The organism is Xanthobacter autotrophicus ATCC 700552, from assembly GCF_043194565.1.
GTDB lineage: Bacteria > Pseudomonadota > Alphaproteobacteria > Rhizobiales > Xanthobacteraceae > Xanthobacter > Xanthobacter autotrophicus_F.
The window spans coordinates 90,952-113,479 of record NZ_JBAFVS010000004.1 but is presented as its reverse complement, the minus strand read 5'-3'; the positions used below and the strand labels follow the sequence as shown (position 1 = coordinate 113,479).

The window sequence follows — 22,528 nt, the reverse complement described above, 5'->3', positions numbered from 1 at the left end:
AACGCGAAAGGCCGCGCCCCGGAAGGCGCGGCCTTTGCCTGAAGGAGGCTGCCCCGACGGGCGGTGCTCAGTTCACGCCTCAGTTCACGCCATAGACGTTGGCGTTGGCTTCCGTGATCTCGCGGACCGCGGTGGCGCCGAGCAGCACCAGGTTCAGGAACTTGGTCAGCTCCACGGACGCGGCATTGCCGACATAGATGATGTCCTTGTCCCGCATGGGCACCCTGGTGGCCATGAGGTAGCCGGTCGGCTCGCGGAAATTGACCGTGTAGATGGTCGGGATCCGCTTGTCGGACACATTGGACACGTCCACGCCCATCCGTTCCAGCGTCGAGCGGTTCTCGACGCGGAACAGGAACACGGATTGCGGGTCCGCCTGCCCGTCCAGCAGGCCATCGGCCTTGGCTGCGGCCTCGCTCAGGCTGATGGAGTCGTTGCCGAAGTTGAACTGGCCCTGCCTGCCGCTGGCGCCGAAGGCCAGGAAGGTGCGCGGACGGCTGAACACATAGATGGTGTCGTCCGGCTGCAGATAGATGTTGTTGGCCGGCTCGCGGACCAGGCGGTTGAAGCTGATGGTCGCCTCGCGGTTGCCGCGCTGCAGCGTGACCAGCAGGTCGTAACCCTTGGCCTGCGCCAGGCCACCGCGGCTCACGGCGTCCAGAATGCGCTCGCCGGCGGAGGTCAGCGGGAAGCGCAGCGGGGTCTGCACCTCGCCGATCACCGTCACCGCGTTGGAGCGCTGGGTCTTCACCGTGACCACCGCCTGGGGCTCGATGGCCCGGTTGCGCAGCCGCTCGACGATTTCCTTCTCCACCTGCGACGGCATCAGCCCCGCCGCCCTCACCTGGCCCGCGTAGGGCACCGAGATGAAGCCGTTGGGATCCACGGTCTGCTCGGGGATATCGACGAAATTGCCGGCGCGCGAGGCGGCTTCCGCGGGGATGAACAGGCCGCCCGAGGAGGCCTCGAAGATGGACACGCCGACCTGGTCGCCAATGCCGATCTTCACGTTGGGGATGGGCCTGCGATCATTGCGGAAGGTCCCGACCAGACCTTCGCCGTCGGTGGTGGACAGCACCCGCACCACGTCAAGGGTCATGGGCACCAGCTTGTAGCCGACGCCATCCGTGTCCTGCGTCTGCGGATTGCGCACCTCTACGCTGTAAGGGCCGGAAGCCGGAAGAAAATTGCAGCCGCCAAGGACTGCAGCGATGGCGACGCAGCCTGCGAAGCGAAGGCGGTCGAACCAACTCTTTCGGACGAGGAACACTGGCCATTACCCCCATACAACGTCGCGATTGATCCCTACCATGATGGTTCGGGAGCGGACTATCTCCGACCGGTTGAATCGTCTCCGACCAAGGCGTTTCCGAGTCTCATGTGGCATCGCAGCAACAAGGGTAATTGCCGCTTTCCTCACGAAATAAGTAATATGATACCGTCTTCAGAGAGGTATCTGATGCCTGTCGTTCCCGCACCGCACGGTGGCCGGCGGGCTCAGGTGGTGATCTGGAAGCAGTCGGTTCCTTCGAGCACCAGACACGTCAGGTGCCCCGAGGCATAGGCGCCCGTATCGATGTTGATCCGGTTCGGCAATACCTCCGGCTCCTTGGTCGGGGTATGCCCGTGCACCACGCAGTGGCCCAGCCAGTCGGGGCAGTCGAGGAACTCGCCGCGGATCCACATCATGTCCTCGCGGCTCTGGTCCTCCAGCGCCACGCCGGGGCGCAAACCCGCATGAACGAACAGATAGTCGCCGCAGACAAAATAGCTGGACAGCCCGCGCAGGAACCCGACGTGTGCCGGCGTCATGGACGCGCGCCAGTGACTCCAGAGCGTGCCCTCGTCCAGGCTACGATGCTGGCCCACATAGGAGAAAACCGTCTCGCGCCCGCCGATCTTCAGCCAGCGGAAAAACGCCTCCCGCGATACGAGGGCATCGACCATCACCGCTTCGTGGTTACCGCTGATGCATACCGCCTTGTGGCTGGCCTGGCGCGCGATCAGCGCATCGATGACCGCCGCCGACTGCGGGCCGCGATCCACGTAGTCGCCCAGATAGATCTCGATGCAATCGGCTCCCGGATGGGTGCGCATGTCCTCGTCGATGGCCGCCTGCAGCCGCTGCAGCAGATCGAGGTGACCGTGGATGTCACCGACGGCATAAACCCGCTTGTGCGGTGGAATGCGTGGCATCGGCGGGCCGAACGAACCCTTGGTCATGGTTTTGGGCGAGGCCTCGGGCAAGGTCTTGAGCAAGGTCTTGGGGCGGAGCTTCAGCATTACCATGGCGCAGCTTGACCTCTGCCCTGCAACACCCCCATGGGGCATGATCACGACGAAAGTCTAGCACACTCTCTCACGCACTGCGAAGACTCTTTGTTGCGATGCGGTAACAGCGCAGATTCAAACAGTAATTCCGTAGGGGTAGCGTCCCCCGGCGGCTGGCAGGCGGCAACGGGGCCCCTCGACCGGACAGGTGAATCCGGCTCCAATACCAATGGCCGTTCAGTGTGACTCATGGGCCATTGGCCCAACCCACGCCGTGGTGGAACGTCATCCCCCTGGCGTCGGTCGAAGACCAGGGCCGACGGTATAAGCTGGCGCATGCTCCGCCCGTTCGGCTACAGCGGCATGGGGAACGGGGGCGAAGGCCGGGACCGGTTGCACGGGCCGGCACGAGGCTTCTTTCGCTTCGGGGGAAAGCGGTGATGGCATTCGATCTGACGGCGCTGGCCGTGCTCCTGGAGGCCCTGCTCGGCTATCCGGCGACCATGGTGCGCCGCGTCGGCCATCCGGTGATCTGGATCGGCCGGCTGATCGTCGTCCTTGACCATGCCATGAACCGTCCGGGCCTCACCGCCACCACCCGCAAGGGCCTCGGCGTCGTTGCGGTGGGGGTGATCGTCGCGGCGGCCGCCGTGCCGGCCGCGACCCTGGAGGCCCTGCTGCGGCCCCTGCCCTTCGGGCTGCTGGTGCTCGGCCTGATCGGCTCGACGCTGATCGCCCAGCGCTCGCTGCACTGGCATGTGGCGCGGGTGGCCGAGGCGCTGGAAGGCGGCAGCCTGGAGGCCGCCCGGACGGCGGTGAGCCACATTGTCGGCCGCGATCCCAAGACTCTGGACGAGGCCGGGGTCGCCCGCGCTGCCATCGAGAGCCTCGCCGAGAATTTCTCCGACGGCGTGGTGGCACCCACCCTGTGGATGTGCGTGGGCGGACTGGCGGGGGGCGCCGCCTACAAGGCGCTCAACACCGCCGACAGCATGATCGGCCACCTCACCGATCGCCACGCCGCCTTCGGCTGGGCCGCGGCGCGGGCCGACGACTACGTGAACCTACCCGCCTCCCGCCTCGCCGGCATGCTGCTGATCGCGGCTGCCGTCATCACGCCGGGCGCGGATGCCCGCGCCGCCCACCGGGCCATGCTGCGGGACGCGCCGCGCCACCGCTCCCCCAACGCCGGCTGGTCGGAGGCCGCCATGGCCGGCGCGCTGGGGCTGAAGCTGAACGGACCCAAGGTCTATGCCGGCGTCTTCACCGAGGACGCCCACATGGGCGACGGCCGGCGGGAGGCCACCGCCGAAGACGTGCGCGCGGCGCTGCGGCTCTATCGTCGGGCCGATGCCCTAATGGTGCTGCTGGTGCTCGCGGGCGCGGCGGCCCCCTTCATCTGGCGAGGCTAAGCAAAAGGTCGAGGTCCAGATGGGCGGCGAGGTGGGCGGCGAGGCGGTCCAGCGTCTCCTCCACCCCCTGCTCATAGGCCGCCTGCGACGGCACCCCACCGAGCGCGCCGAGCAGGCCCGCGCGGAAGGCGTCGGACGCGAACAGCCCGTGCACATAGGTGCCGGCCACCCGGCCTGACACGGATCGGGCGCCATCGGGCCGGCCATCGGCGAGCACGGCGAAGGGCCGCTCCGCATCGGCGCCGGCGGTGACGCCCATATGCATCTCGTAGCCGGAGAAGGGGGCGGCGACGGCAGGCTCCTGCGCCATGCCCGCCACCTCCACCAGGCGCTTGTCCGGCGACAGCACGGTGTGGACCTTGAGCAGGCCGAGGCCGCGGGCGATCCTCGCCTCGCCCTCGATGCCGTCGGGATCGGCGATGGTCTCGCCCAGCATCTGATAGCCGCCGCACAGGCCCATCACATGGCCGCCGCGCCGGGCGAAGGCGAGGATGTCGTGGTTGAGCCCCTGCGCCCTGAGCGCCGCGAGGTCCGCGATGGTGGCCTTCGAGCCGATGAGCAGCACCAGGTCCGTATCCACCGGCAGGGTTTCGTGCGGGCGGATGCGGCGCACCTCCACGGCAGGCTCGGCGTCCAGCGGGTCGAGATCGTCGAAATTGGAAACGTGGGGCAGGATGGGCACGCAGATCTTGATCCGCGCGCCCGGCTTGGGCACGGGCGGGGCGGCAAGCGCCAGCGCATCCTCCGCCGGGAGGCGGATGGCGTCGGAGAAATGGGGCACCAGCCCCAGCGCCGCCCATCCTGTCTGGCGCGCGATCAGGTCCATGCCGGCGGAAAACAGGCTCGGGTCACCCCGGAAGCGGTTGACGATGAAGCCGCAGATGAGGACGGCATCGGCGGCATCGATCACCGTCTTGGTCCCCACGAGGGAGGCGATGACGCCGCCCCGGTCGATGTCGCCGATGACCACCACCGGCACATCCGCCGCGCGGGCAAAGCCCATGTTGGCGATGTCGCCGGCGCGCAAATTGACCTCGGAGGCGCTGCCCGCGCCCTCCACCAGCACCAGGTCGGCCTCCGCCTTGAGGCGGCCGAAGCTCTCCAGCACGAACGGCAGCAGCGACGGCTTCATGCCCTGGTAGGCCGCCGCCTTGGCGGTGCCGTGGACGTGGCCCTGCACCACCACCTGGGCGCCGGTCTCGCCCTGGGGCTTCAGCAGCACCGGGTTCATGTGGACGCTGAGGGGCACCCGCGCCGCCCGCGCCTGCAGCGCCTGCGCCCGGCCGATCTCGCCGCCATCGGCGGTGACGGCGGCATTGTTGGACATGTTCTGCGGCTTGAAGGGGCGCACCTTGAGCCCGCGCAGGGTGAAGGCGCGGGCAAGACCGGCGACGAGCAGCGACTTGCCCACGTCCGACCCGGTGCCCTGGAACATCAGCGTGCGTGCCATGGGCTCAGAACTCGATCCCGGCCTGGGCCTTCACCCCGGCCGCGAAATGGTGCTTCACCAGCCCCATCTCGGTGACGAGATCCGCCGCCGCGACCAGCTCCGGCTTGGCGTTGCGGCCGGTTACCACCACGTGCAGGCCGGGACGGCGGGCGGCGAGGGTGGCGACCACCTCGCCAAGGTCGAGATAATCGTAGCGCAGGGCGATGTTCAGCTCGTCGAGGACGAGGAGGTTGATGGTCTCGTCCGCCATCAGCTCGCGCACCTTGGCGAAGGCGCGGGCGGCGGCGGCGCGGTCGCGGGCGAGGTCCTGCGTCTCCCAGGTGAAGCCCTCGCCCATGGTGTGCCAGACCACACGGTCGCCGAACGCGGCGAAGGCGTCCTGTTCCCCGGTCTGCCACGCCCCCTTGATGAACTGCACCACGCCCACCCGCCCGCCGCGCCCGAGCATGCGCAGGGCAAGGCCGAAGGCGGCCGTGCTCTTGCCCTTGCCCGGTCCGGTATGGACGATGAGCAGGCCCTTCTCGATGGTCTTCTCCGCCACCTCCTTGTCCTGCACCGCCTTGCGCTTCTCCATCTTGGCGCGATGGCGGGCGGCTTCGGCGTCATCCACGGCGGGGGGCAAAACCGGCTCGCTCACGGCGTTTCGTCCTTCACAATCAGAGGTAGGCCCGCCACCACCAGAACCACCTGCCGCGCGCGGGCGGCGAGGCGCTGGTTGAGCAGGCCGGCGGCGTCGCGGAAGCGCCGGGCCAGCGCATTGTCCGGCACGATGCCGAAGCCCACCTCGTTGGCGACGCAGACGGTGAGGCCAGCGCGTGCCGCAAGGGCACTCTCCAGGGCCGCGCCCTCGGCGTCGAGGTCGTGCTCGGCCAAAAGGTGGTTGGTGAGCCACAGGGTCAGGCAATCCACCAACACCGGCTGTTCGGGCGGCAGCGCCGTGAGGCAGCCGGCGAGGTCGAGGGGGGCCTCATGGGTCTGCCACCCCTCCCCGCGCCGGGCGCGGTGCAGGGCGATGCGCGCCTCCATCTCGCCGTCGCGGGGCTCGGCGGTGGCGATATAGGCCCAGGGCGCCGGCTGGCGCCGGACCTCGGCCTCGGCGAACCGGCTCTTGCCGGAGCGCGCGCCGCCGAGGACCAGGACGAGCCCGCCGCTCAAGCGACCGACCGCATGTTGGCGCAAGGCGGTATCCGGAACGGGATGGGCGAAACGGACAACCCGGCGCGATCGACACCGGCTCGACAGTATGCGGTCTCCGGGCGGCGGTGGTGGCGCGTCATGGCGGGTCCTTTCAACCCTCCCTCCGAGGGTGCGCTGGGCAGGTCCGAAGAGGGCGCCCGAAATGGGCGACCCATGGGATTCGAGCCCGCGGGCTCAACACGCATCTTCTCCGTGCAGCTGCAAGCAGAGGTGACAAGACACCTCTTAATGTCGCACTTCAGGGCTTTAAGAAGCACAAACAAGCTATTGATAGTTATATATTATTCAAGCCGACTTCATGTAGTAGATCCGGCAGGCAGCCAATTCGCAGCCGCCCGCTCCCCTACCCTTTCGCCTTTGCCACCAGGGCGGAAGTGGAGCGCCCTTCCACCAGCGGGATCAGGGCGACGCGCCCGCCGCGAGCCTTCACCACAGCGCCTCCCACCACCTCATCCTCGCGGTAATCGGCGCCCTTCACCAGCACGTCCGGACCCAGCGCGGTGATGATCTCCAGCGGCGTGTCCTCCTCGAACAGCACCACCAGATCCACGCAGCGCAGCGCGCCGATGACGCGGGCGCGGGCCGCCTCGTCCTGCACCGGACGGGTGGGACCCTTCAGCCGCTGCACCGAGGCATCCGTGTTCAGCGCCACCACCAGCCGGTCGCCCTCCCGCGCCGCCGCCTCCAGAATGGCGACATGGCCGGGATGGACCAGATCGAAGCAGCCGTTGGTGAAGACCACGCGGGCGCCCGCGGCCTGCCAGCCGGCGATGACGGCGGCGGCGCGGGTGCGATCCACCAGCGCGCCGGGCGTGGCGCCCTCGGGCACGCTGGCGTCGAGGGCCGCGTTCAGCTCCGCCCGCGTGACCACCGCGGTGCCGATCTTGCCCACCGCCACGGCGGCGGCGGCATTGGCGAAATGCATGCTGGTCTCCAGCGAATGCCCGGAGGCGAGGGAGACGGCCAGCGCCGCCAGCGCCGTATCCCCGGCGCCCGACACATCGAACACCTCGCGGGCTTGCGCCGGCACATGCAGCACCTGCCCGCCGCGCCGCCACAACGTCATGCCCTTCTCGGCGCGGGTCACCAGCACGTCGCCGCCGAACTGGCGCGAGGCCGCCTCGGCCGCCAGCGCCGCCTCGGCGTCGGTGGTATCGGGCAGGCCGGTGGCGGCGGCCAGCTCCAGCCGGTTGGGGGTGACCAGCGTCGCGCCGCGATAGGCCTCGAAGGTGCGGCGCTTGGGATCGACGATCACCGGCACGCCCCTCGCCTGCGCCGCCGCGATAGCGGCGCCGATGACCACGTCCGAGAGCACGCCCTTGGCATAGTCGGAGAGCACCACCACGGAGCTGCGCCCCACCGCCTCCTCCACCGTGGCCACGAGGCGCGCTACGGTGTCGTCGGCCGGCGGGGTCAGGATCTCGGCGTCGATGCGGACGATCTGCTGGCGCCCGCTCATCACCCGCGTCTTGGTGATGGTGGGCCGGCCGGCGTCCGCCACGAGGCTCATCAGATCGATGTCGCGATAGGCGGCAAGCGCGCCCTTCAGCGCCTCGGCCTCCGGGTCCGCCCCCGTGAGGCCCACCAGGATGACCTGCGCGCCCAGCGCCGCCGCATTGGCGGCCACGTTGGCGGCGCCGCCCGGCACGATGCGCTCGGCGCCATGCACCAGCACCGGCACCGGCGCTTCCGGCGAGATGCGCGAAACCGAACCGACGATATAGCGATCCACCATCACGTCGCCGATGACGGCGATGGGACCCACCGCGCCTGCCGCGCCTTTACCCGCCATGATGCTCTGTCCTCACGCCGCGTTACGCGGCTTCAGATGGCCGTTCACATAGGATGCGACCCCATCCTCCAGCGAGGTGAAGGGACGCGTGAAGCCCGCCGCGCGCAGCTTCGAGACATCGGCCTGGGTGAAATACTGGTAGGCCTTCTGCAGGCTTTCCGGCATGTCCACGTAGGAGATGCGCGGCTCTTCCCCCAGCGCCGAGAACACCGCCTTGGCGAGATCGGCGAACGAGCGCGCCTGGCCGGTGCCCACATTGAAGAGGCCGGACACGTCCGGGCTCTCCAGCAGCCAGCGCACCACCTCCACGCAATCCCCCACATGGACGAAGTCGCGCAATTGGCCGCCGTCCTCGTAGCGCGGATCGTGGGACTTGAAGAGGGTCACATCCTCCCCGGCCGCGGCGGCAGGATAGATCTTGTGCACCACCGAGCGCATGTCGCCCTTGTGGCCCTCGCCGGGGCCGTAGACGTTGAAGAAGCGCAGGCCGGCGAACTGCGGCGGGCGCGGCCGGCCCTCGGCCACGTCCGCCATGATGCGGCGGTCCACGAACAGCTTCGACCAGCCATAGGGATTCAGCGGCGCGAGGGTGGCAAGGTCGGCCTCCTCCTCCGAATCCTGGAAGCCGGAGGTGCCGTCGCCATAGGTCGCGGCCGAGGAGGCGTAGACCAGGCCCAGCGCTTTGCGCGCGCACAGCTCCCACAGATCCAGCGTCGAGCGGATGTTGCGGGCGACGATCTTGTCCGCGTCGCGCTCGGTGGTGGCGGAGATGGCGCCCATGTGCACCACGGCGGCAAGGCGTCCGCCCTCCTTCTCCACGAAGGCGTTCACCGTTTCCGGGCGGATCACGTCATGCAGCGCGATATCGGCGATGTTGCGCCATTTGGGGCCGTCCTCCAGCCAGTCGGCCACCACCACGCGGTAGCCATCCTCGGCGGCGGCGCGGGCGATGTTGGAGCCGATGAAGCCCGCCCCGCCCGTGACAAGGAGGAGGTCGCGGCTGAGCGCCACCGATCGGGTCATGTGGAACATCCCATCTTCAGGTCGGGCGCAGGGTGTGCCACGCCAGCTCACCTTTTGTCCATGTTCGGCGCCGCTCAGGCCCTGAGCGCCGCCAGTGCCCGCCACACCGCTGCGGCGGAAATATCGGCAAGGCAGGGCGGACCTTCCGTTACATCCGGCGCGATGCGGCAGCGCGCCTTTTCACACGGGGCACAGCCGCGGGTCGCCTTCAGCTCCACCGCACGGGGGCCGTAAAGGCCGGTGAGGCGCGGGTCGGTGGGGCCGTAAAGACCCACCGTCGGCACCCCATAGGCCGCCGCCAGATGGCCAAGGCCGGTATCCGCGCTGACCACGCCCGCCGCATTGGCGATCACCGGGGCCAGGGTCTCCAGCGTCTGCGGCGGCAACAGGTGGACGTTGGGCAGGCCGTTCGCGATGGCCTCGGCGCGGGCGCGCTCGGTCTCCCCATGGGCGAACAGGCGGATGTCGAGGCCGGCCGCGCCAGCCTGTTCCGCCAAAGCCCGCCAGCCGGCACGGGTCCAGGTCTTGGTGGGCCAGGTGGTGCCGTGCAGGAAGACCAGATAGGGCGCGTCGGCATCGCGTGTTGCTTCAACCCCGCGCGGCGCCTGAGCGAAGCCCTCTCGGCGCAGGTCGAAGACCGGAGCCGTCGGCAAAAGCCCCGCATCCGCCGGCCGGCCGTCGAGGCTGTAGCCCAGCGCCGCGGCGAACAGCTTGCGGATGCGCACCGCCATATGCTCCACCTCCGGCACATGATGGCGCCGATGGTAGGTGAGCGCGGCAAGGCCCTCCCGCGCGCTGGCGCGGTCGAAGCCGTGGCGCTGCCCATGGGCGAGCGCCGCCACCGCCGCGCTCTTCATCAGGCCCTGGGCATCGATGACGATGTCGTAGCGCGCGGCGCCCAGCGCCGCCCGCACGCGCCCGGCCTCGCCGGAACGCAGGGCCTTGAGCGGCTTGCGCAGCATGCGCCGCAGCGGCACGACGATGGTGCGCCCCACCGCCGGATGCAGGCGCGCCACCGGGGCGAAGGCCTCTTCCACCGCCCAGTCGAGCTGAAGGTCCGGGTGCGCGGCCATGGCGTCCGTCAGCGCCGGAAACGTGTGCACCACGTCGCCCAGCGAGGACAGCTTCACCAGCAGCACCTTCATCGGCGCATCTGCTCGGCGGCGGCGAGAACCTCCCCGGGGGCGATGCCTTCGAGGCAGGCGAGGGTTCCCAGCGGGCATTCCCGCTTGTGGCAGGGCCGGCACGGCAGCTCGCGCGCCATCACCCGGGCAAACGGCGAGGCCGGCGGCGTCATCTTCTCCGAGGAGGCGCCGTAGAGCACCACCAGCCGCCGGTCGAAGGCGCCGGCCACATGCATCAGGCCGGAATCGTTGGAAATCACCACGTCCGCGCCGGCGAGGATGGCGGCGGCTTCGATCAGGCTGGTGCGGCCCACCAGATTGTCCACCGGCACGCCGGCGCCTGCCGCAATGGCGTCGGCCGCTTCCTGGTCCTTCGGCGAACCGAGGATGCGGATGCGATAGCCGGCGGCGACGGCCAACCCGGCGAGGGCGGCGAACTTGGCTGCCGGCCAGCGCTTGGCGGGGCCGTATTCGGCGCCGGGGCACAGCACCATCACCGGGCCTTCGCCGGAAAGCGGGAACTTGGCGGCGGCCACATCCACCGCGCCGTCGGGCAGCATCAGGCGCGGGCGCGGCGGGCGGGCAGTGGAACCCTCCGGCAGGCCCAGTGCCACGAAGCGGTCGAGGGTGCGGGCGGTCTTGCGGTCGGGATCGGGCCGGGCGTCGGTGAGCAGCAGGCTGCGCAGTTCCGCCCTGTAGCCGACGCGCTCGGGAATGCCGGCTGCGAGCGGCACGATGGCGGCCTTGAAGGCGCGGGGCAGGATGATGGCCTTGCCGTAGCCCTCGTTGCGCAGTGCCCGCCCGGCCCGCCAGCGGGCCATGAGGCCAAGCTCGCCATGGCCAAGGCCAAGGGGAATGGCGCGGCGGACACCGGGGATCATGCGGGCGATGGGCACCGCGGCGGGCGGCGCCAGCACGTCGATGGGACGGCCAGGCTCACGCAGGCGCAGCACCTCGACGAGGCTCGCCGCCATGACCATGTCGCCGACCCACGAAGGGCCGACAACCAGCAGGGGCGAAACGGAACCAAGGGCACGCATACGAACGCTCGCGGGGTGGAACGCCCGCGTCATTGCAAGGCGAACCCGCCGCGTCAAGCGTCAAGCGACGCGCGCGGCGGGGGAGCAGGTTCGGCGGACGGTCCGGCAGGCCGGACCGAAGCGCGCCTCAGGCCGCGGGGCGGAAGGTCTTCTCGACCGAAGACTTCAGCGGCTCGGACGAATCCGAGGCCACCTTCTGGGCGAGGGCGGACAAATCCTTCGCCTGGGAGGTGAGCACCTCAAACTGCTTGCGGGCGTGGCCGGTGGACAGTTCCACAGCCTCGGTCACCGTCTTGGTGGCGAGCAGCGAATTGAAGTAATCGAACGTGGCGTTCACGTTCGACTGAAACGCCTCGATCACCTTGGAATTATACTGCGCCACGCCCTTGCTGGCGGCGGTGCAGGTATCCTCGAACGCCGCGTTCACGTGCTCGGCGGTGTCCTTGAGCTTGGCATAGTTTTCGCGGCAGGTCGCGAGACCCTTCTCCGCGATCTCGCGCACCGCGGGCGGCACTTCCAGTGCGGGAACGGACTGGCTCGAAAAAGCCTTCTGGGCGGTTTCGACCTGATCCTGATAGGCCTTGATGAAGGTGTCGTTCATGTCATCCTCAGTGATACGGGCGGCGTGGTCCGTGTGCCGAGGTACAATCCCGAACCTGCGAGGAGAACGCGGGCGAAACGCCCACGTCAGACCTTCGGACAAGAGCGGCAGCGGCTGATAAACCCCGACTTATAGATAGTATCCTAACAAAGCGTGCAGCGCAAAAAGAATTTCTGCGCTGCACAAGTAAAGTTTGAGGATCTTTAGTCACTTAATAAATCCGAGCGACTGATCTACGCCGCCCGATACCTCAGTGCGACTGGTTGGGATCGCTCACCGTGGAGGCGGCATGCTCGGCGGCGGCCTTGGCGTCGCGGATCGCCTTTTCGCTCGCAGCCTTGAAATCCTGGGCCGTGGCCTGGGCGCTCTCGGTGGCGGCGGCAGCCAGCGTCTTCAGCCGCTCGGCGAGGGTGCGGGCGTGCTCGTCGAGACTGCGGACGGTGGTCTCGCCGAGGGACTTGGCATCGACGCCCAGGCTCTTGGCCTGCTCGGCAACCGACTTCATCTGGCTGCTCAGGAACTCGGCCTGCAGGCTCATCATTTCCTGCGGGCTTTTCGCCGCCACGAGGCGGTGCAGGAAATCGAAGCTGGCCTCCACATTGGCTTCCATGAGGCCAATCGCCTTCTGGCGCAGGTCCTTGATGCCGGTGCGCACGTCCTCGAAATGCCCCTCGGTGTCGCCGACCGACTCGCGGGCATTCTGAAACAAGGTCTCAAATGCCTGACGGGCCTGGGCCACATTCTTTTCGGCAATGGCCCGCATCTCGGCGGGCAACTCCAGATCCGGACCGAACTTCGTCGTCATGGCCGTCTCTCCTTCGGGGTTTTCGGGCGGCGCACCTGAACCGCACCGGCCAATTCTAATATGGCGCACGCACGCTTCGCCAATATGAATGCCGAAAAAGCGCGCCGATTGCACTGACGTTAATCAATCGTCATGACTATGGGCAGTGCTCCGCCTTGCAGAATCGGCCCGCACGCGGCGGAATGGACCCTCGGCAGCCCATGACGCAGACCAGCGCACGCTCATATCCCGGAATGGATCTCGCCCTCGCGCCACTGCTGCGGCGGGACCTGCCGTCGTTCCTGGTCGGCGTGCCGTCGGCCCGCGTGCTGGAGGCCACACCGGCCTGCGCGGCACTTGGCGTCGTAGCCGGTGCGCCGGCCCCCCGGACCGCGGCAAAGGCGGCGCTCGAGCTGTCCCGCCTGACGCTGGCGCGGTTCGGCTACGCGCGCCTGCGCCTGCCCGGCAGCTTTGTCCCGCGCCTGTTCCGCTACGCGCCGCTCGCCCTGCCCTCCGGCACCGCAGTGCTGTTCGCCGATCCGGCGGCCTTCGCGCCCGCAGCCGGGGCCGTACCGGGCGCCGAGACGCCGGACGCGCCCGCCATCCCCGTGGCGCTGCAGCCTTTGTTCGCCCAGCCGGTGCGCATCACCTTCGAGACAGACGCCGAGGGCCGCATCCGCGCGCTCTCGCCGGTATTCGCCCAGGCCCTCGGGACCCGGGCCGGCCTCTTCATGGGCGCGACCTTCGCCGGACTGGAAGACGAGGGCGTCATCGCGTCCGGCGGCGCCGTGGCCGATGCGGTCGCCGGCGGCAGCTTCAGCGATGTGAGGACGCACGTTCCTGCCGCGACACCGGACGAGACGGCGCTCGACCTCTCCCTCGGCGGCGCGCCTGTGTTCGACGCCGCGCGCCGGCGCCAGGGCCTCCGCGGTTTCGGCGTGCTGGGCGCGGCCGCAGCGCCACCCCCCGTCGTGCAGACGCGGCCGACGCTCCCGCCCCCGCCGGCCTCCGAACCGGGCGGCTTCGGCGAGAATGTGGTGCCGCTGCGCTCCGGCACCCTGTCGCCGCAGGAGCGCTCGGCCTTCCGCGAGATCGCCCGCACGCTCGCCGCCGCCATCGAGGACTGGCCAAAACCCCGAAACGATCTGCCCCGTCCCGACGCGCAGCACCTCGATCCGCAGCAGAATCCGCAACATCTGGACGCGCGCGAGCCCCGATCGCCCCTCGGTGACCGCCAGATCCCCGCGCTGCCGGATGGGGACGACCGCCCCGAACCCGACGCGCCGCCCCCATCCGAGCATCCCGCCGCAGCCGACGACCTCGACCTCATCGACCGCCTGCCCCTGGGGTTGCTGGTGCAGCAGGACGGCGCGGCGACCTATGCCAATCGCACCCTGCTGACCCTGACCGGATGGGCGGACCTGGCCGACATCGCGGCGGCGGGCGGGCTCGACACCCTGCTGGTACGCGACGGCGCCAGCCTGCATCTCGCCACGGCCGCCGGCACGCGCCTTCCGGTGGAGGTGCGCCTGGTGGCGGCGCCCTTCCTCGGCCGGCCGGCGCTGGTCCATGTCATTCGTCCCCTGAGCGAGGCAGAAGGCCGCGAGGCCCGCGCCATCACCCGCCGCGATGCGCTCGACATGGTGCCGTGGCCGGTCTTCCTGCTGGAACCGGAAGGCACCATCCGCCTCGCCAACCGGGCCGCCGCCGAACGAACCGGCTTTTCCGCCCTGGATCTTGCCGGCGAGCCGTTTATCGTCGCCGTGGCGCCGGAGGACCGCTCCGCCGTGGTGGCCGCCCTCGACCGGGTGGCGGCGGGCGCGGCCAGCGAACAGGTCACGCTCGCCCTGCGCGACCGCTCCGGCACCCTTTCGCCGGCCCGCGCCGGTATCACCCGCGCCGGCGCCGACGACCAGATGCTGTGCGTGGTGGTGGATCCCGATGCGCCGGCAGTTCCAGCGGCGGCCATTGAGACGCCCGACCTTCTGCCCCGATTCGCCAGCCGGCTGCGGCAGGCCCTGGCCGCGCCTCTGGCGCGCCTCTCCGGCGCCCGGCCGCCCGCCGCCCTGCCCGAGCCGGCGCGCGACGCATTCGCCGCCGTCGCCGCGACCCTCGACGACCTCGCATCCCTTGAGACCGAAGCGGATGAGGCCACCTCCGAACGGTGCGACCTTGCCGGGCTGGTGACCACCACGGTGGCGGCTCTGGCGCCCGCAGCCCGGCGGCGGGGCATCGCGCTCCGGCTGGATGCGTCGGAAACGGTGATGGTGACAACCTCGCGCCCGCAGGTGACCCGGCTGGCGCGTCTGATGCTGGAAGAGGCACTCGCGGCCACGCCGGCGGGCAGCAGCGTCAGCGTCTCGGTGATCAACGACGGGCCTGCCGGCGCCTGCCTTCAGGTCAGCGACGGCGGTGCGGCGCTGGACGAGGTGGCTCAGGCGGCGGCCCGCGATCCGCTCGCGCCCGGTCCCGCCCCGTCCGCCGACCGCTTTATCGCAGCGGGCCGCCCCCTGCGGCTGGCACGCCTGATCCGGGAGGCAGAGGCGCTGGGCGGTGATTTCGAGGTGGCCCCGGAGCCCGCGCGCGGCATGATCGCGCGTCTGCGCCTTCCGCCGCGATAGCATCAAGACCGTCGCCGCTGGTAGGATGCCCCGGCCGTGCGGTGGTCAGGCACCGCACCGGCGGGGCCAGAGAAATGGAATTGTTCCATTCTTCTTCCCGTAGAGCGTTGTGGCGACGACAAAAGCACCATGTCGCACTTCTACGGAGTTGACGAACGCCGCCCTTTCCTGCGAAAAATGTAATAGAAACAAGTTTTTAGAAGTTTTCCAAATTCATCATTTCCGAGCTTGGCCATGATCGTTTGTTCATGCAACGTCTTTTCAGACCGTCAAGTGCTCGATGCTCTTGCCGGATCCCAGGGATTGCGCACCCCCGGCGAGGTTTATCGCTGTCTCGGTTGCTCCCCCCAGTGCGGGCGCTGCGCCCGCACCATCCGCGCGCTGATGGACCAGGTGCAGGCGCACAATTGCGGCTCCTGCGCTGACGACTGTCCGGTCGCGGCCATCACCGGCATGGTGGCGGCGGAGTAACGGCTCAACCTCAAGTCTCGAACTCACCTGCTTCCGCCGCGGACTGAAATCGCGCGGGTATTCACTCACCAGTGTTGCATCGAGATTAGAATTAGTCTAACAACGAATCCAAACAAGATGCCATCAGGCCTCAGGAGCAAAATATGAAGGGTGATGCAAAGGTTATCGAGTACCTCAATAGGGGGCTGCGCTCGGAGCTGACCGCCATCAACCAGTACTGGCTCCACTACCGCATGCTCGACAATTGGGGCTACAAGGCCCTCGCCAAGAAGTGGCGCGCCGAGTCCATCGAGGAGATGGTGCACGCGGACAAGTTCACCGACCGCATCCTGTTCCTCGACGGCTTCCCGAACATGCAGGTGCTCGATCCGCTGCGGATCGGGCAGGACGTGAAGGAAATCCTCGATTGCGACCTCGCGGCCGAACTGGACGCGCGGGCGCTCTATCAGGAAGCCGCCACCTACTGCCACTCGGTGAAGGACTACCCGAGCCGCGACCTCTTCGAGGAACTGATGGCGGACGAGGAAGGCCACATCGACTTCCTTGAGACCCAGCTGGACCTCGTTTCCAAGCTCGGCCTCCAGCTCTACGCCCAGCACCACATCGGCGAACTGGACGACTGAGTCGCCGGCGACTCTGCTGGCGCCATGGCGCAAGGCAGGACAGGCAAATAGACAAATCAAAAGCCCGGCCTCGCGCCGGGCTTTTTCGTTTCCGCCGCCTTTTCGTTTCCGCCGCCTTTTCGTTTTCGCCGCCATCTGGAGCCCCTCGCAGGCCGGGGATCAAGGTCCGGGATCAAGGTCGGCGGCACGGATCCGCGGAGCCGTCACAGCAACCGATGCCGACGCCTTCGAAGGCTCAGACGGACGCTGCGGCAGGACGGCGAAGGATCATGTTAGAATTGGAATGATTTGAAAGAAGAGTTAGACGCTTTCCAATGTTTTCGCCTCGCTTTCTTCTTCGTTGACGGAACGCAAAGCGAAAGGTTAGCCACAATCCCATCGTGTTCCCGTCGCCTCGCGACGGCCGAAGCACAGAGGGATTTCAATGGCCACGTTTCGTCCGTTGCGCCGCATGTTTTCACGCGATCTCTTCGCGCGCAGCCTTTTTGCCGGTGGTGCGCTTCTTCTGGCGAGCCCGCTTCTGGCCCCCCACGCCGCAAGCGCGCAACAGGTGGTGAACGTCTACACCACCCGTGAGCCCGGCCTCGCCGCTCCCCTGTTCGAGGCCTTCACCAAGGCCACCGGCATCGAGGTGAAGAGCGTCTACATCAAGGATGGCCTCGCCGAGCGGGTGAAGGCGGAGGGCGCCAGCTCGCCTGCCGACGTGCTGATGACCGTAGACGTGGGCAATTTGCTCGACGTGGTGGATGCCGGCGTCACCCAGCCCGTCACCTCGCCCGCGCTCACCGCCGCCGTCCCCGCCAATTTGCGCGATCCCGACGGCAACTGGTATGCGCTCTCCCTGCGCGCCCGGCTGGTCTATACCGCCAAGGACGTGGTGAAGCTCTCGGCCATCACCTATGAGGATCTCGCCGACCCCAAGTGGAAGGGCAAGATCTGCATCCGCTCCGGCCAGCACTCCTACAATGTGGCGCTGGTGGCCGCCTATCTCGTCCACCACGGCGAGGCGAAGACCGAGGAATGGCTGCGCGGCGTGAAGGCCAACCTCGCCCGCAAGGCGGCCGGCGGCGACCGCGAGGGCGCGCGCGACATCCTCGGCGGCATCTGCGATCTGGCGGTGGGCAATTCCTATTATGTGGGCCTCATGCGCTCCGGCAAGGGCGGCCCCGACCAGAAGAAGTGGGGCGATGGCATCGGCGTGCTCCTGCCCACCTTCCAGGGCGGCGGCACCCATGTGAACGTGTCCGGCGCCGCCGTGGCCAGGAATGCACCCCACAAGGCCGAGGCGTTGAAGCTGCTGGAGTTCGCCGTCTCCCCCGCCATGCAGGCGGTCTATGCCCAGCAGAACCTCGAATATCCGGTGCTCGCCACCGCCACCATCGATCCGGTGATCGCCGACCTCGGCCCGCTGAAGGTGGACACCATCTCGCTGGTGGACATCGCCAAGAACCGCAAGCGCGCCAGCGAGCTGATCGACAAGGTGGGCTTCGACAACTGACGGAGCCAGACCGAAAGCGCGACAGACACTGAAAAGCGGGGCTGAAGTGGCCGACGCCGTCCTCACCCCGGAACCGCGACCGGCCCGCTTGGCCCTGCCGGCGCGGTTCTCCCCGCTCCTGCTGGCCGCCGGGCTGGTGGCACTGGTGGTCCTGCTGCCGCTGATCGCGCTTGGCGCGATCGCGGCGGAAGGCTCGGGGGACATGTGGCCCCACCTCATCGCCACGGTGCTGCCCAATGCGCTGATGGAGACCGGGCTGCTGCTGCTCGGCGTCGGCCTGGTGACGCTCGCCGTCGCGGTGCCCTGCGCGTGGCTGGTGGCCACCTGCACCTTCCCCGGCCGCGCGGTGCTCGAATGGGCGCTGCTGCTGCCCCTGGCCGTGCCGGGCTATATCGTCGCCTTCTCCTATCTCGACGTGCTGCATCCGCTCGGCCCGGTGCAGGAGGCGCTGCGGGCCGTCCTCGGCATCGCCAGCCCGCGCGACCTGCGCCTGCCGGATGTGCGCTCCACCGGCGGCTGCATCCTGGTGCTGTCGGCGGTGCTCTATCCCTATGTCTACCTCTCGGCGCGGGCGAGCTTCGTGCTCCAGTCGGCGGCGGCGCTGGAAGTGGCCCGCACGCTGGGGGCAAGCCGCCTGCGCGCCTTCCTGAAGGTCGGCCTGCCGCTGGCCCGGCCCGCCATCGTCGCCGGCCTCACCCTGGTGCTGCTGGAGACGCTGGGGGATATCGGCGCGTCCGAGTTCCTTGGGGTGCGCACGCTCACCGTGTCCATCTACACCACCTGGGTGAACCGCTCGAACCTGCCCGGCGCGGCGCAGATCGCCCTGGTGATGCTCACCCTCGTGCTCGCCCTCATCCTGGTGGAGCGGGCCGCGCGGCGGGCCAAGCGCTTCGTCGCCCCCGGATCGGCCCGCCCGCAGGCCCCCACCCGGCTCACCGGCCTTTCCGGCCTCGGCGCGGCGCTGTTCTGTGCCGTGCCGGTGACGCTGGGGTTCGTCGTGCCCTTCGTTCACCTCTCCATTTCCGCCGCGCGGCGGATGGTCGAGACCGGCTTTCCCGAGCGCATCTTCGGCGAGGCCGCCACCACCGCGCTCATCGCATTGGCCGCCACCACGCTCGCCTTGTCGCTGGGCCTCGTGGTGACGCTGGCGCAGCGACTCACCCGCGCGCCGCTGGCATCCGGCTTCGCCCGCCTCGCGAGCCTGGGCTATGCGGTGCCGGGCACGGTTCTGGCGGTGGGGCTGCTGAGCCCGCTGGCGGGCTTCGACAATGCGCTGGACCACGCCCTGCGCCAGACCTTCGGCATCTCCACCGGGCTGCTGATCTCCGGCTCCGGGGCGGCACTGGTGCTGGCGCTGGCCATCCGCTTCCTCGCCATCCCCATCGGCGGCATCGAGGCGGGCTACGCCAAGCTGTCCCTGCACCTCGACATGGCGGCCCGCAGCCTCGGCTCCTCCAAGCCGCGCACGGTGCGGCGCATCCACCTGCCGCTGCTGCGCCCGGCGCTGGCCACCGCCGCGCTGCTGGTGTTCGTGGACGCCATGAAGGAATTGCCGGCCACCCTGCTCCTGCGCCCCCTGGGGCTGGAGACCCTCGCCACCCACGTCTATGGCGAGGCCGCCCGCGGCACCTATGAGGACGGGGCCCTGGCCGCCCTCGTCATCCTCCTGGTCGGGCTGGGACCGGTGATTCTCCTGGCCCGCATGTCTGCTTCCGCCTTGCGCTCCTCGGCGGGGCGGGTGCGCAGCAGCAGCCCGGCCTCGCCCGAATATGCCTCCCCCTCCGGGGCAGACTGACGCAGCGGCAGGGAATGGCGGCAATCGCGGCGCGGTCGTCCGAACGTGGGCCGCGCTCACATCCGTTGGAGCCATCAAAGCGACACAGAGGGCTTGGATGGTTCCGCTCCGTATCGAGGTCGAAGGCGGCGTATGCGGGCGGCGCCCTTCGCCATCGGAGCCATCAAGATCTTCATGCTGCGCTTTGGAAAAAATGCCCGCCGTGCCGGCGTGGTGGCGGCGATCGTATTCGGTGCCGTCATGGCTGCGCTGCTGGCGGTCACCGCTGCCTTGCCGCTGGTGGTGCCGGGCGCCGAGCTGCGCCGCATCGCCGTGCATGCGCTCGCCGGCTCCACCGGTCAGAAGGTGGTGATCCTCGGCGAGCCCGCCCTGCGGCTCTTCCCCTCCCCGCGCGTGGTGCTCGGCAAGGTCTCCTTCCCCTTGCCCTCAGGTCAGTCCCTCGACGCCGAAAACGTGGTGACGCGGCTCGACATCTGGCGGCTCCTCACCGGCCGGGTGGAGGTGAAGGATGTGATCGTCCATCACCCGACCCTGGTTCTGACCGGAGACGGCCTCACGCCGGCCCTCGCCGTGGCCCCCATGTTTGCCGCCGCCCAATGGCCGGAGCTTCGGATCGTCGACGGCACCATCGCCTGGCGCTCCGACGGCGGCCTGACGCGGGAGCTGGTCAGCGGCCTCACCGCCAATCTCGACCGGGTGGCGGACGGACGCGGCATCTCCCTTGGGGTCGCCTTCGACTGGCGCGACGAGCGCGTCACCGCAAGCCTGGTCCTGGATGACGCCGCAGGCTTCATCGGCGGCACCCCCGCTCCGACACGAGTCAGTCTTGCCGCCACGGGCGCCGAGGCCCGCTTCCAGGGCCGCGCCGCGCTCGGGACCTCACCGGTCCTCACCGGCGCCCTGTCGGCAGAAGCCGATTCCCTGCGCGACCTGCTCGACTGGGCGGGGATCGAGGCGCCGACCCGCGGCGGGCTCGGCCCGTTCGCCCTGTCGACCCACCTCGCGCTGGAGGATGGCGGGCTCTCCCTGACCGACGCCACGCTGGAACTGGATGGCAACCGCGGCGACGGCGCCTTTCTCCTGAAGCTCGTTCAGGGCCGCCCGGTGATGCAAGGCACATTCGCCGCCGATCGGATCACCCTCACGCCCTATGGCGGCATCCACCTGACCGCCGACGATGGCCGCAACTGGGACCGTGACCCCATCGACCTTTCGGTGCTGGAGGGCTTCGACCTCGATCTGCGCATGTCCGCCGGCCGCGTGGTGGCGGACGAGACCACGCTGAACACGGTGGCGGCGAGCGCCGTGCTCACAAGCGGCCGCCTGGTCATGGTGCTGGGCGAAGCCACCGGCTGGGGCGGCCTCCTGCGCGCGTCGCTCAGCCTTGCGCCCGGCCCGCCGGATCCGGCGCTGCCCTACCGGCGCGCCACCGGCGCCGAGGTGCGGCTGGAGGCCGAAGCCACCGACGTGGACCTCGGCCGGTCCCTCGACGACATCGCCGGCATGCGCCGCATCGAAGGCACCGGGACGCTCCAGGTGGAGGTTTCGGGTGCCGGCGCCAGCGTCGCCGGGATCGCCCGCACCCTCGCGGGCAGCGCCTCCATCTCCGCAGCCAACGGCTATCTCGCAGGGCTCGACGCCGCGCAGGTGCTCCAGCGCATCGAGCGACGGCCGCTTTCCGCCGGCAGCGACGCCCGCGGCGGGCGCACCGCCTTCACCGACCTGTCCGGCCGCATCGCCATCACGGATGGAGTGGGGACGGTGGAAGAGATGCAGCTTCAGGGCAAGCAGGTGCGCCTGGGCATGGAGGGCACCATCTCCATCGCCGAGCGCTCCCTCGACCTTGCCGGCCATGCCTCGCTGATTCCCGCGTCCAGCAAGGGGGCGACCGGCGGCGTGGACCTGCCCTTCAGCGTGCGCGGGCCGTGGGACAGGCCCATGGTGATGGCCGATCCCCTGAGCCTCATCGAGCGTTCGGGCGCCGCCCTGCCTCTGCTTGAGGCGGTAAAGGGCCGTGCCGGAACCGCCGCTGCGGTGCCGGCCATGGAGGGCGGTGCCGGACATAAGGCCGCGCCGCCGACGACGCCGCCCGCCAACTGATACCGACGGCCCCGGTCTTCGACCTCTTCGACCGGTGCCAAGAGGGTAGGCTCAATCGCCGCGCGGGCTTGACCCATGCGGGAAGAACGCCGCCTCAGCCCTTCAGGCTGGCTTCCATGGCCGCGCCGAGGCCCTTGAACGACAGGGGCAGCACGATGGGATGGCGCGAGCCGTCCTCGAACACCAGATCGCCGGTGCCAGAACTCGCCTTCAGCGCGGCAAGCTGGTCCTTGCCCAGCTCGGTGGAGGCCACGCAATGCTGGCCGCAGCGCTTGAAGGTCAGCACCACGTCGGCGACACCCGCCACCTTGAGGGCCACGTTCGAGGGCAGCCACACGCCGGGCGGGGTCAGGACGATGAGGCGCACCGGGCCGCTTTTATCCGCCCGCACGGCGATATGGGCGAGGATGCCCGTGCCGCCGGTGGGCTGAAGGGTCTGCACCGCCTCGCAGGCGCGCTTCTCCGCTTCGCCCGCACAGCGCACCGTCCAGTCATCGTGGACCGAGCGGGTCACGGTGGGCGGGGCGTCGGTGGAGGGCGCAGCGGCGGTCTGGGCGGCCGCGGGCGCGGCGAACGCGACGGCCGACACGACCAGCGCGGACATCCCGGACAGGCGGAAGGCGGGGAGCAGATCGAAAAGCGCCATCGGTTTCGTCCCCATCGGTTTCGTCATTTGCGTCGCGTCCTCTCGCCGGCCTGTGGCGCGGGGCATCGGGGGAGATATCC

The 22,528-nt window shown here is 69.3% G+C and carries 19 protein-coding genes; 7 read left to right on the top strand and 12 right to left on the bottom strand.

From position 1 onward, the window contains the following. Window positions 1–79: 79 nt before the first annotated feature. Entirely contained in the window at window positions 80–1,153 is a 1,074-nt protein-coding gene (locus tag V5F48_RS05710) for a polysaccharide biosynthesis/export family protein (RefSeq protein ID WP_394111145.1), read from the bottom strand. 344 nt (window positions 1,154–1,497) lie between these two features. Beyond that, window positions 1,498–2,283 (bottom strand): metallophosphoesterase family protein, encoded by a 786-nt coding sequence (locus tag V5F48_RS05705; RefSeq protein WP_394107592.1) that lies wholly within the window; start codon window positions 2,281–2,283, stop codon window positions 1,498–1,500. A 428-nt stretch (window positions 2,284–2,711) separates the two neighbouring features. Here V5F48_RS05705 and cbiB point away from each other — a divergent pair, with 428 nt between their 5' ends. Continuing rightward, window positions 2,712–3,683, top strand: a complete 972-nt coding sequence (cbiB, locus tag V5F48_RS05700) for an adenosylcobinamide-phosphate synthase CbiB (protein ID WP_394257918.1) — start codon at window positions 2,712–2,714, stop codon at window positions 3,681–3,683. Here cbiB and V5F48_RS05695 read toward each other — a convergent pair. From V5F48_RS05695 to V5F48_RS05655, 9 genes are all read right to left on the bottom strand, one after another. Continuing rightward, window positions 3,667–5,133, bottom strand: a complete 1,467-nt coding sequence (locus V5F48_RS05695; protein WP_394257917.1) for a cobyric acid synthase — start codon at window positions 5,131–5,133, stop codon at window positions 3,667–3,669. The genes cbiB and V5F48_RS05695 overlap by 17 nt on opposite strands. A gap of 4 nt (window positions 5,134–5,137) precedes the next feature. Then, window positions 5,138–5,770 carry a cob(I)yrinic acid a,c-diamide adenosyltransferase gene (gene cobO, locus V5F48_RS05690; protein ID WP_394257916.1) on the bottom strand — a complete coding sequence of 211 codons (633 nt, stop codon included), beginning with the start codon at window positions 5,768–5,770 and terminating at the stop codon, window positions 5,138–5,140. Continuing rightward, window positions 5,767–6,312, bottom strand: coding sequence for a bifunctional adenosylcobinamide kinase/adenosylcobinamide-phosphate guanylyltransferase (gene cobU, locus V5F48_RS05685; protein WP_394257915.1), 546 nt, complete (start codon window positions 6,310–6,312; stop codon window positions 5,767–5,769). The genes cobO and cobU overlap by 4 nt, the downstream gene beginning before the upstream one ends. A gap of 361 nt (window positions 6,313–6,673) precedes the next feature. Then, window positions 6,674–8,122, bottom strand: a complete 1,449-nt coding sequence (gene rfaE1, locus V5F48_RS05680; protein WP_394257914.1) for a D-glycero-beta-D-manno-heptose-7-phosphate kinase — start codon at window positions 8,120–8,122, stop codon at window positions 6,674–6,676. Window positions 8,123–8,134: 12 nt separating this feature from the next. Next, complete coding sequence (gene rfaD / locus V5F48_RS05675; RefSeq protein ID WP_394257913.1) at window positions 8,135–9,145, bottom strand: ADP-glyceromanno-heptose 6-epimerase; 1,011 nt, start codon at window positions 9,143–9,145, stop codon at window positions 8,135–8,137. Between the two features lie 74 nt (window positions 9,146–9,219). Beyond that, window positions 9,220–10,290 carry a lipopolysaccharide heptosyltransferase I gene (waaC, locus tag V5F48_RS05670; protein ID WP_394257912.1) on the bottom strand — a complete coding sequence of 357 codons (1,071 nt, stop codon included), beginning with the start codon at window positions 10,288–10,290 and terminating at the stop codon, window positions 9,220–9,222. Further along, window positions 10,287–11,309, bottom strand: a complete 1,023-nt coding sequence (gene waaF, locus V5F48_RS05665; protein ID WP_394257911.1) for a lipopolysaccharide heptosyltransferase II — start codon at window positions 11,307–11,309, stop codon at window positions 10,287–10,289. Before waaF ends, waaC begins: the two co-directional genes overlap by 4 nt. Before the next feature lie 127 nt (window positions 11,310–11,436). Next, the gene (locus V5F48_RS05660) at window positions 11,437–11,910 is read right to left on the bottom strand and encodes a phasin (protein WP_394257910.1); all 474 of its coding nucleotides are present in this window, start codon (window positions 11,908–11,910) and stop codon (window positions 11,437–11,439) included. Between the two features lie 250 nt (window positions 11,911–12,160). After that, the gene (locus V5F48_RS05655) at window positions 12,161–12,715 is read right to left on the bottom strand and encodes a phasin family protein (protein WP_394107602.1); all 555 of its coding nucleotides are present in this window, start codon (window positions 12,713–12,715) and stop codon (window positions 12,161–12,163) included. A 710-nt stretch (window positions 12,716–13,425) separates the two neighbouring features. Between V5F48_RS05655 and V5F48_RS05650 the strand changes: the two genes are divergently transcribed. From V5F48_RS05650 to V5F48_RS05625, 6 genes are all read left to right on the top strand, one after another. Further along, the gene (locus V5F48_RS05650) at window positions 13,426–15,315 is read left to right on the top strand and encodes a PAS domain S-box protein (protein ID WP_394258063.1); all 1,890 of its coding nucleotides are present in this window, start codon (window positions 13,426–13,428) and stop codon (window positions 15,313–15,315) included. 234 nt (window positions 15,316–15,549) lie between these two features. Continuing rightward, window positions 15,550–15,786: a (2Fe-2S)-binding protein gene (locus V5F48_RS05645; protein ID WP_394107603.1), complete on the top strand. Its 237-nt coding sequence runs from the start codon at window positions 15,550–15,552 to the stop codon at window positions 15,784–15,786. Between the two features lie 143 nt (window positions 15,787–15,929). Next, entirely contained in the window at window positions 15,930–16,409 is a 480-nt protein-coding gene (gene bfr / locus V5F48_RS05640; protein ID WP_282642417.1) for a bacterioferritin, read from the top strand. A 424-nt stretch (window positions 16,410–16,833) separates the two neighbouring features. After that, entirely contained in the window at window positions 16,834–17,907 is a 1,074-nt protein-coding gene (locus V5F48_RS05635) for an extracellular solute-binding protein (protein WP_394257909.1), read from the top strand. A gap of 46 nt (window positions 17,908–17,953) precedes the next feature. Further along, the gene (locus V5F48_RS05630; RefSeq protein WP_394257908.1) at window positions 17,954–19,702 is read left to right on the top strand and encodes an ABC transporter permease; all 1,749 of its coding nucleotides are present in this window, start codon (window positions 17,954–17,956) and stop codon (window positions 19,700–19,702) included. Between the two features lie 132 nt (window positions 19,703–19,834). Continuing rightward, on the top strand, window positions 19,835–21,802 hold the full coding sequence (locus tag V5F48_RS05625) for an AsmA family protein (protein ID WP_394257907.1): 1,968 nt from the start codon (window positions 19,835–19,837) through the stop codon (window positions 21,800–21,802). Window positions 21,803–21,896: 94 nt separating this feature from the next. On the opposite strand, the gene V5F48_RS05620 is transcribed toward V5F48_RS05625, so the two are convergent. Next, the gene (locus tag V5F48_RS05620) at window positions 21,897–22,448 is read right to left on the bottom strand and encodes an invasion associated locus B family protein (RefSeq protein ID WP_394107607.1); all 552 of its coding nucleotides are present in this window, start codon (window positions 22,446–22,448) and stop codon (window positions 21,897–21,899) included. Window positions 22,449–22,528: the final 80 nt, after the last annotated feature.

Coding starts and splice junctions, on each gene's coding strand:
- V5F48_RS05645 (WP_394107603.1), top strand. CDS start 15,550: ATGATCGTTTGTTCATGCAACGTCTTTTCAGACCGTCAAGTGCTCGAT.
- rfaE1 (WP_394257914.1), bottom strand. CDS start 8,122: ATGGCGGGTAAAGGCGCGGCAGGCGCGGTGGGTCCCATCGCCGTCATC.
- V5F48_RS05705 (WP_394107592.1), bottom strand. CDS start 2,283: ATGCTGAAGCTCCGCCCCAAGACCTTGCTCAAGACCTTGCCCGAGGCC.
- V5F48_RS05660 (WP_394257910.1), bottom strand. CDS start 11,910: ATGAACGACACCTTCATCAAGGCCTATCAGGATCAGGTCGAAACCGCC.
- V5F48_RS05625 (WP_394257907.1), top strand. CDS start 19,835: ATGCGGGCGGCGCCCTTCGCCATCGGAGCCATCAAGATCTTCATGCTG.
- bfr (WP_282642417.1), top strand. CDS start 15,930: ATGAAGGGTGATGCAAAGGTTATCGAGTACCTCAATAGGGGGCTGCGC.
- V5F48_RS05635 (WP_394257909.1), top strand. CDS start 16,834: ATGGCCACGTTTCGTCCGTTGCGCCGCATGTTTTCACGCGATCTCTTC.
- waaC (WP_394257912.1), bottom strand. CDS start 10,290: ATGAAGGTGCTGCTGGTGAAGCTGTCCTCGCTGGGCGACGTGGTGCAC.
- rfaD (WP_394257913.1), bottom strand. CDS start 9,145: ATGACCCGATCGGTGGCGCTCAGCCGCGACCTCCTCCTTGTCACGGGC.
- V5F48_RS05695 (WP_394257917.1), bottom strand. CDS start 5,133: ATGGCACGCACGCTGATGTTCCAGGGCACCGGGTCGGACGTGGGCAAG.
- V5F48_RS05655 (WP_394107602.1), bottom strand. CDS start 12,715: ATGACGACGAAGTTCGGTCCGGATCTGGAGTTGCCCGCCGAGATGCGG.
- V5F48_RS05650 (WP_394258063.1), top strand. CDS start 13,426: ATGGGCGCGACCTTCGCCGGACTGGAAGACGAGGGCGTCATCGCGTCC.
- V5F48_RS05620 (WP_394107607.1), bottom strand. CDS start 22,448: ATGGCGCTTTTCGATCTGCTCCCCGCCTTCCGCCTGTCCGGGATGTCC.
- waaF (WP_394257911.1), bottom strand. CDS start 11,309: ATGCGTGCCCTTGGTTCCGTTTCGCCCCTGCTGGTTGTCGGCCCTTCG.
- cbiB (WP_394257918.1), top strand. CDS start 2,712: ATGGCATTCGATCTGACGGCGCTGGCCGTGCTCCTGGAGGCCCTGCTC.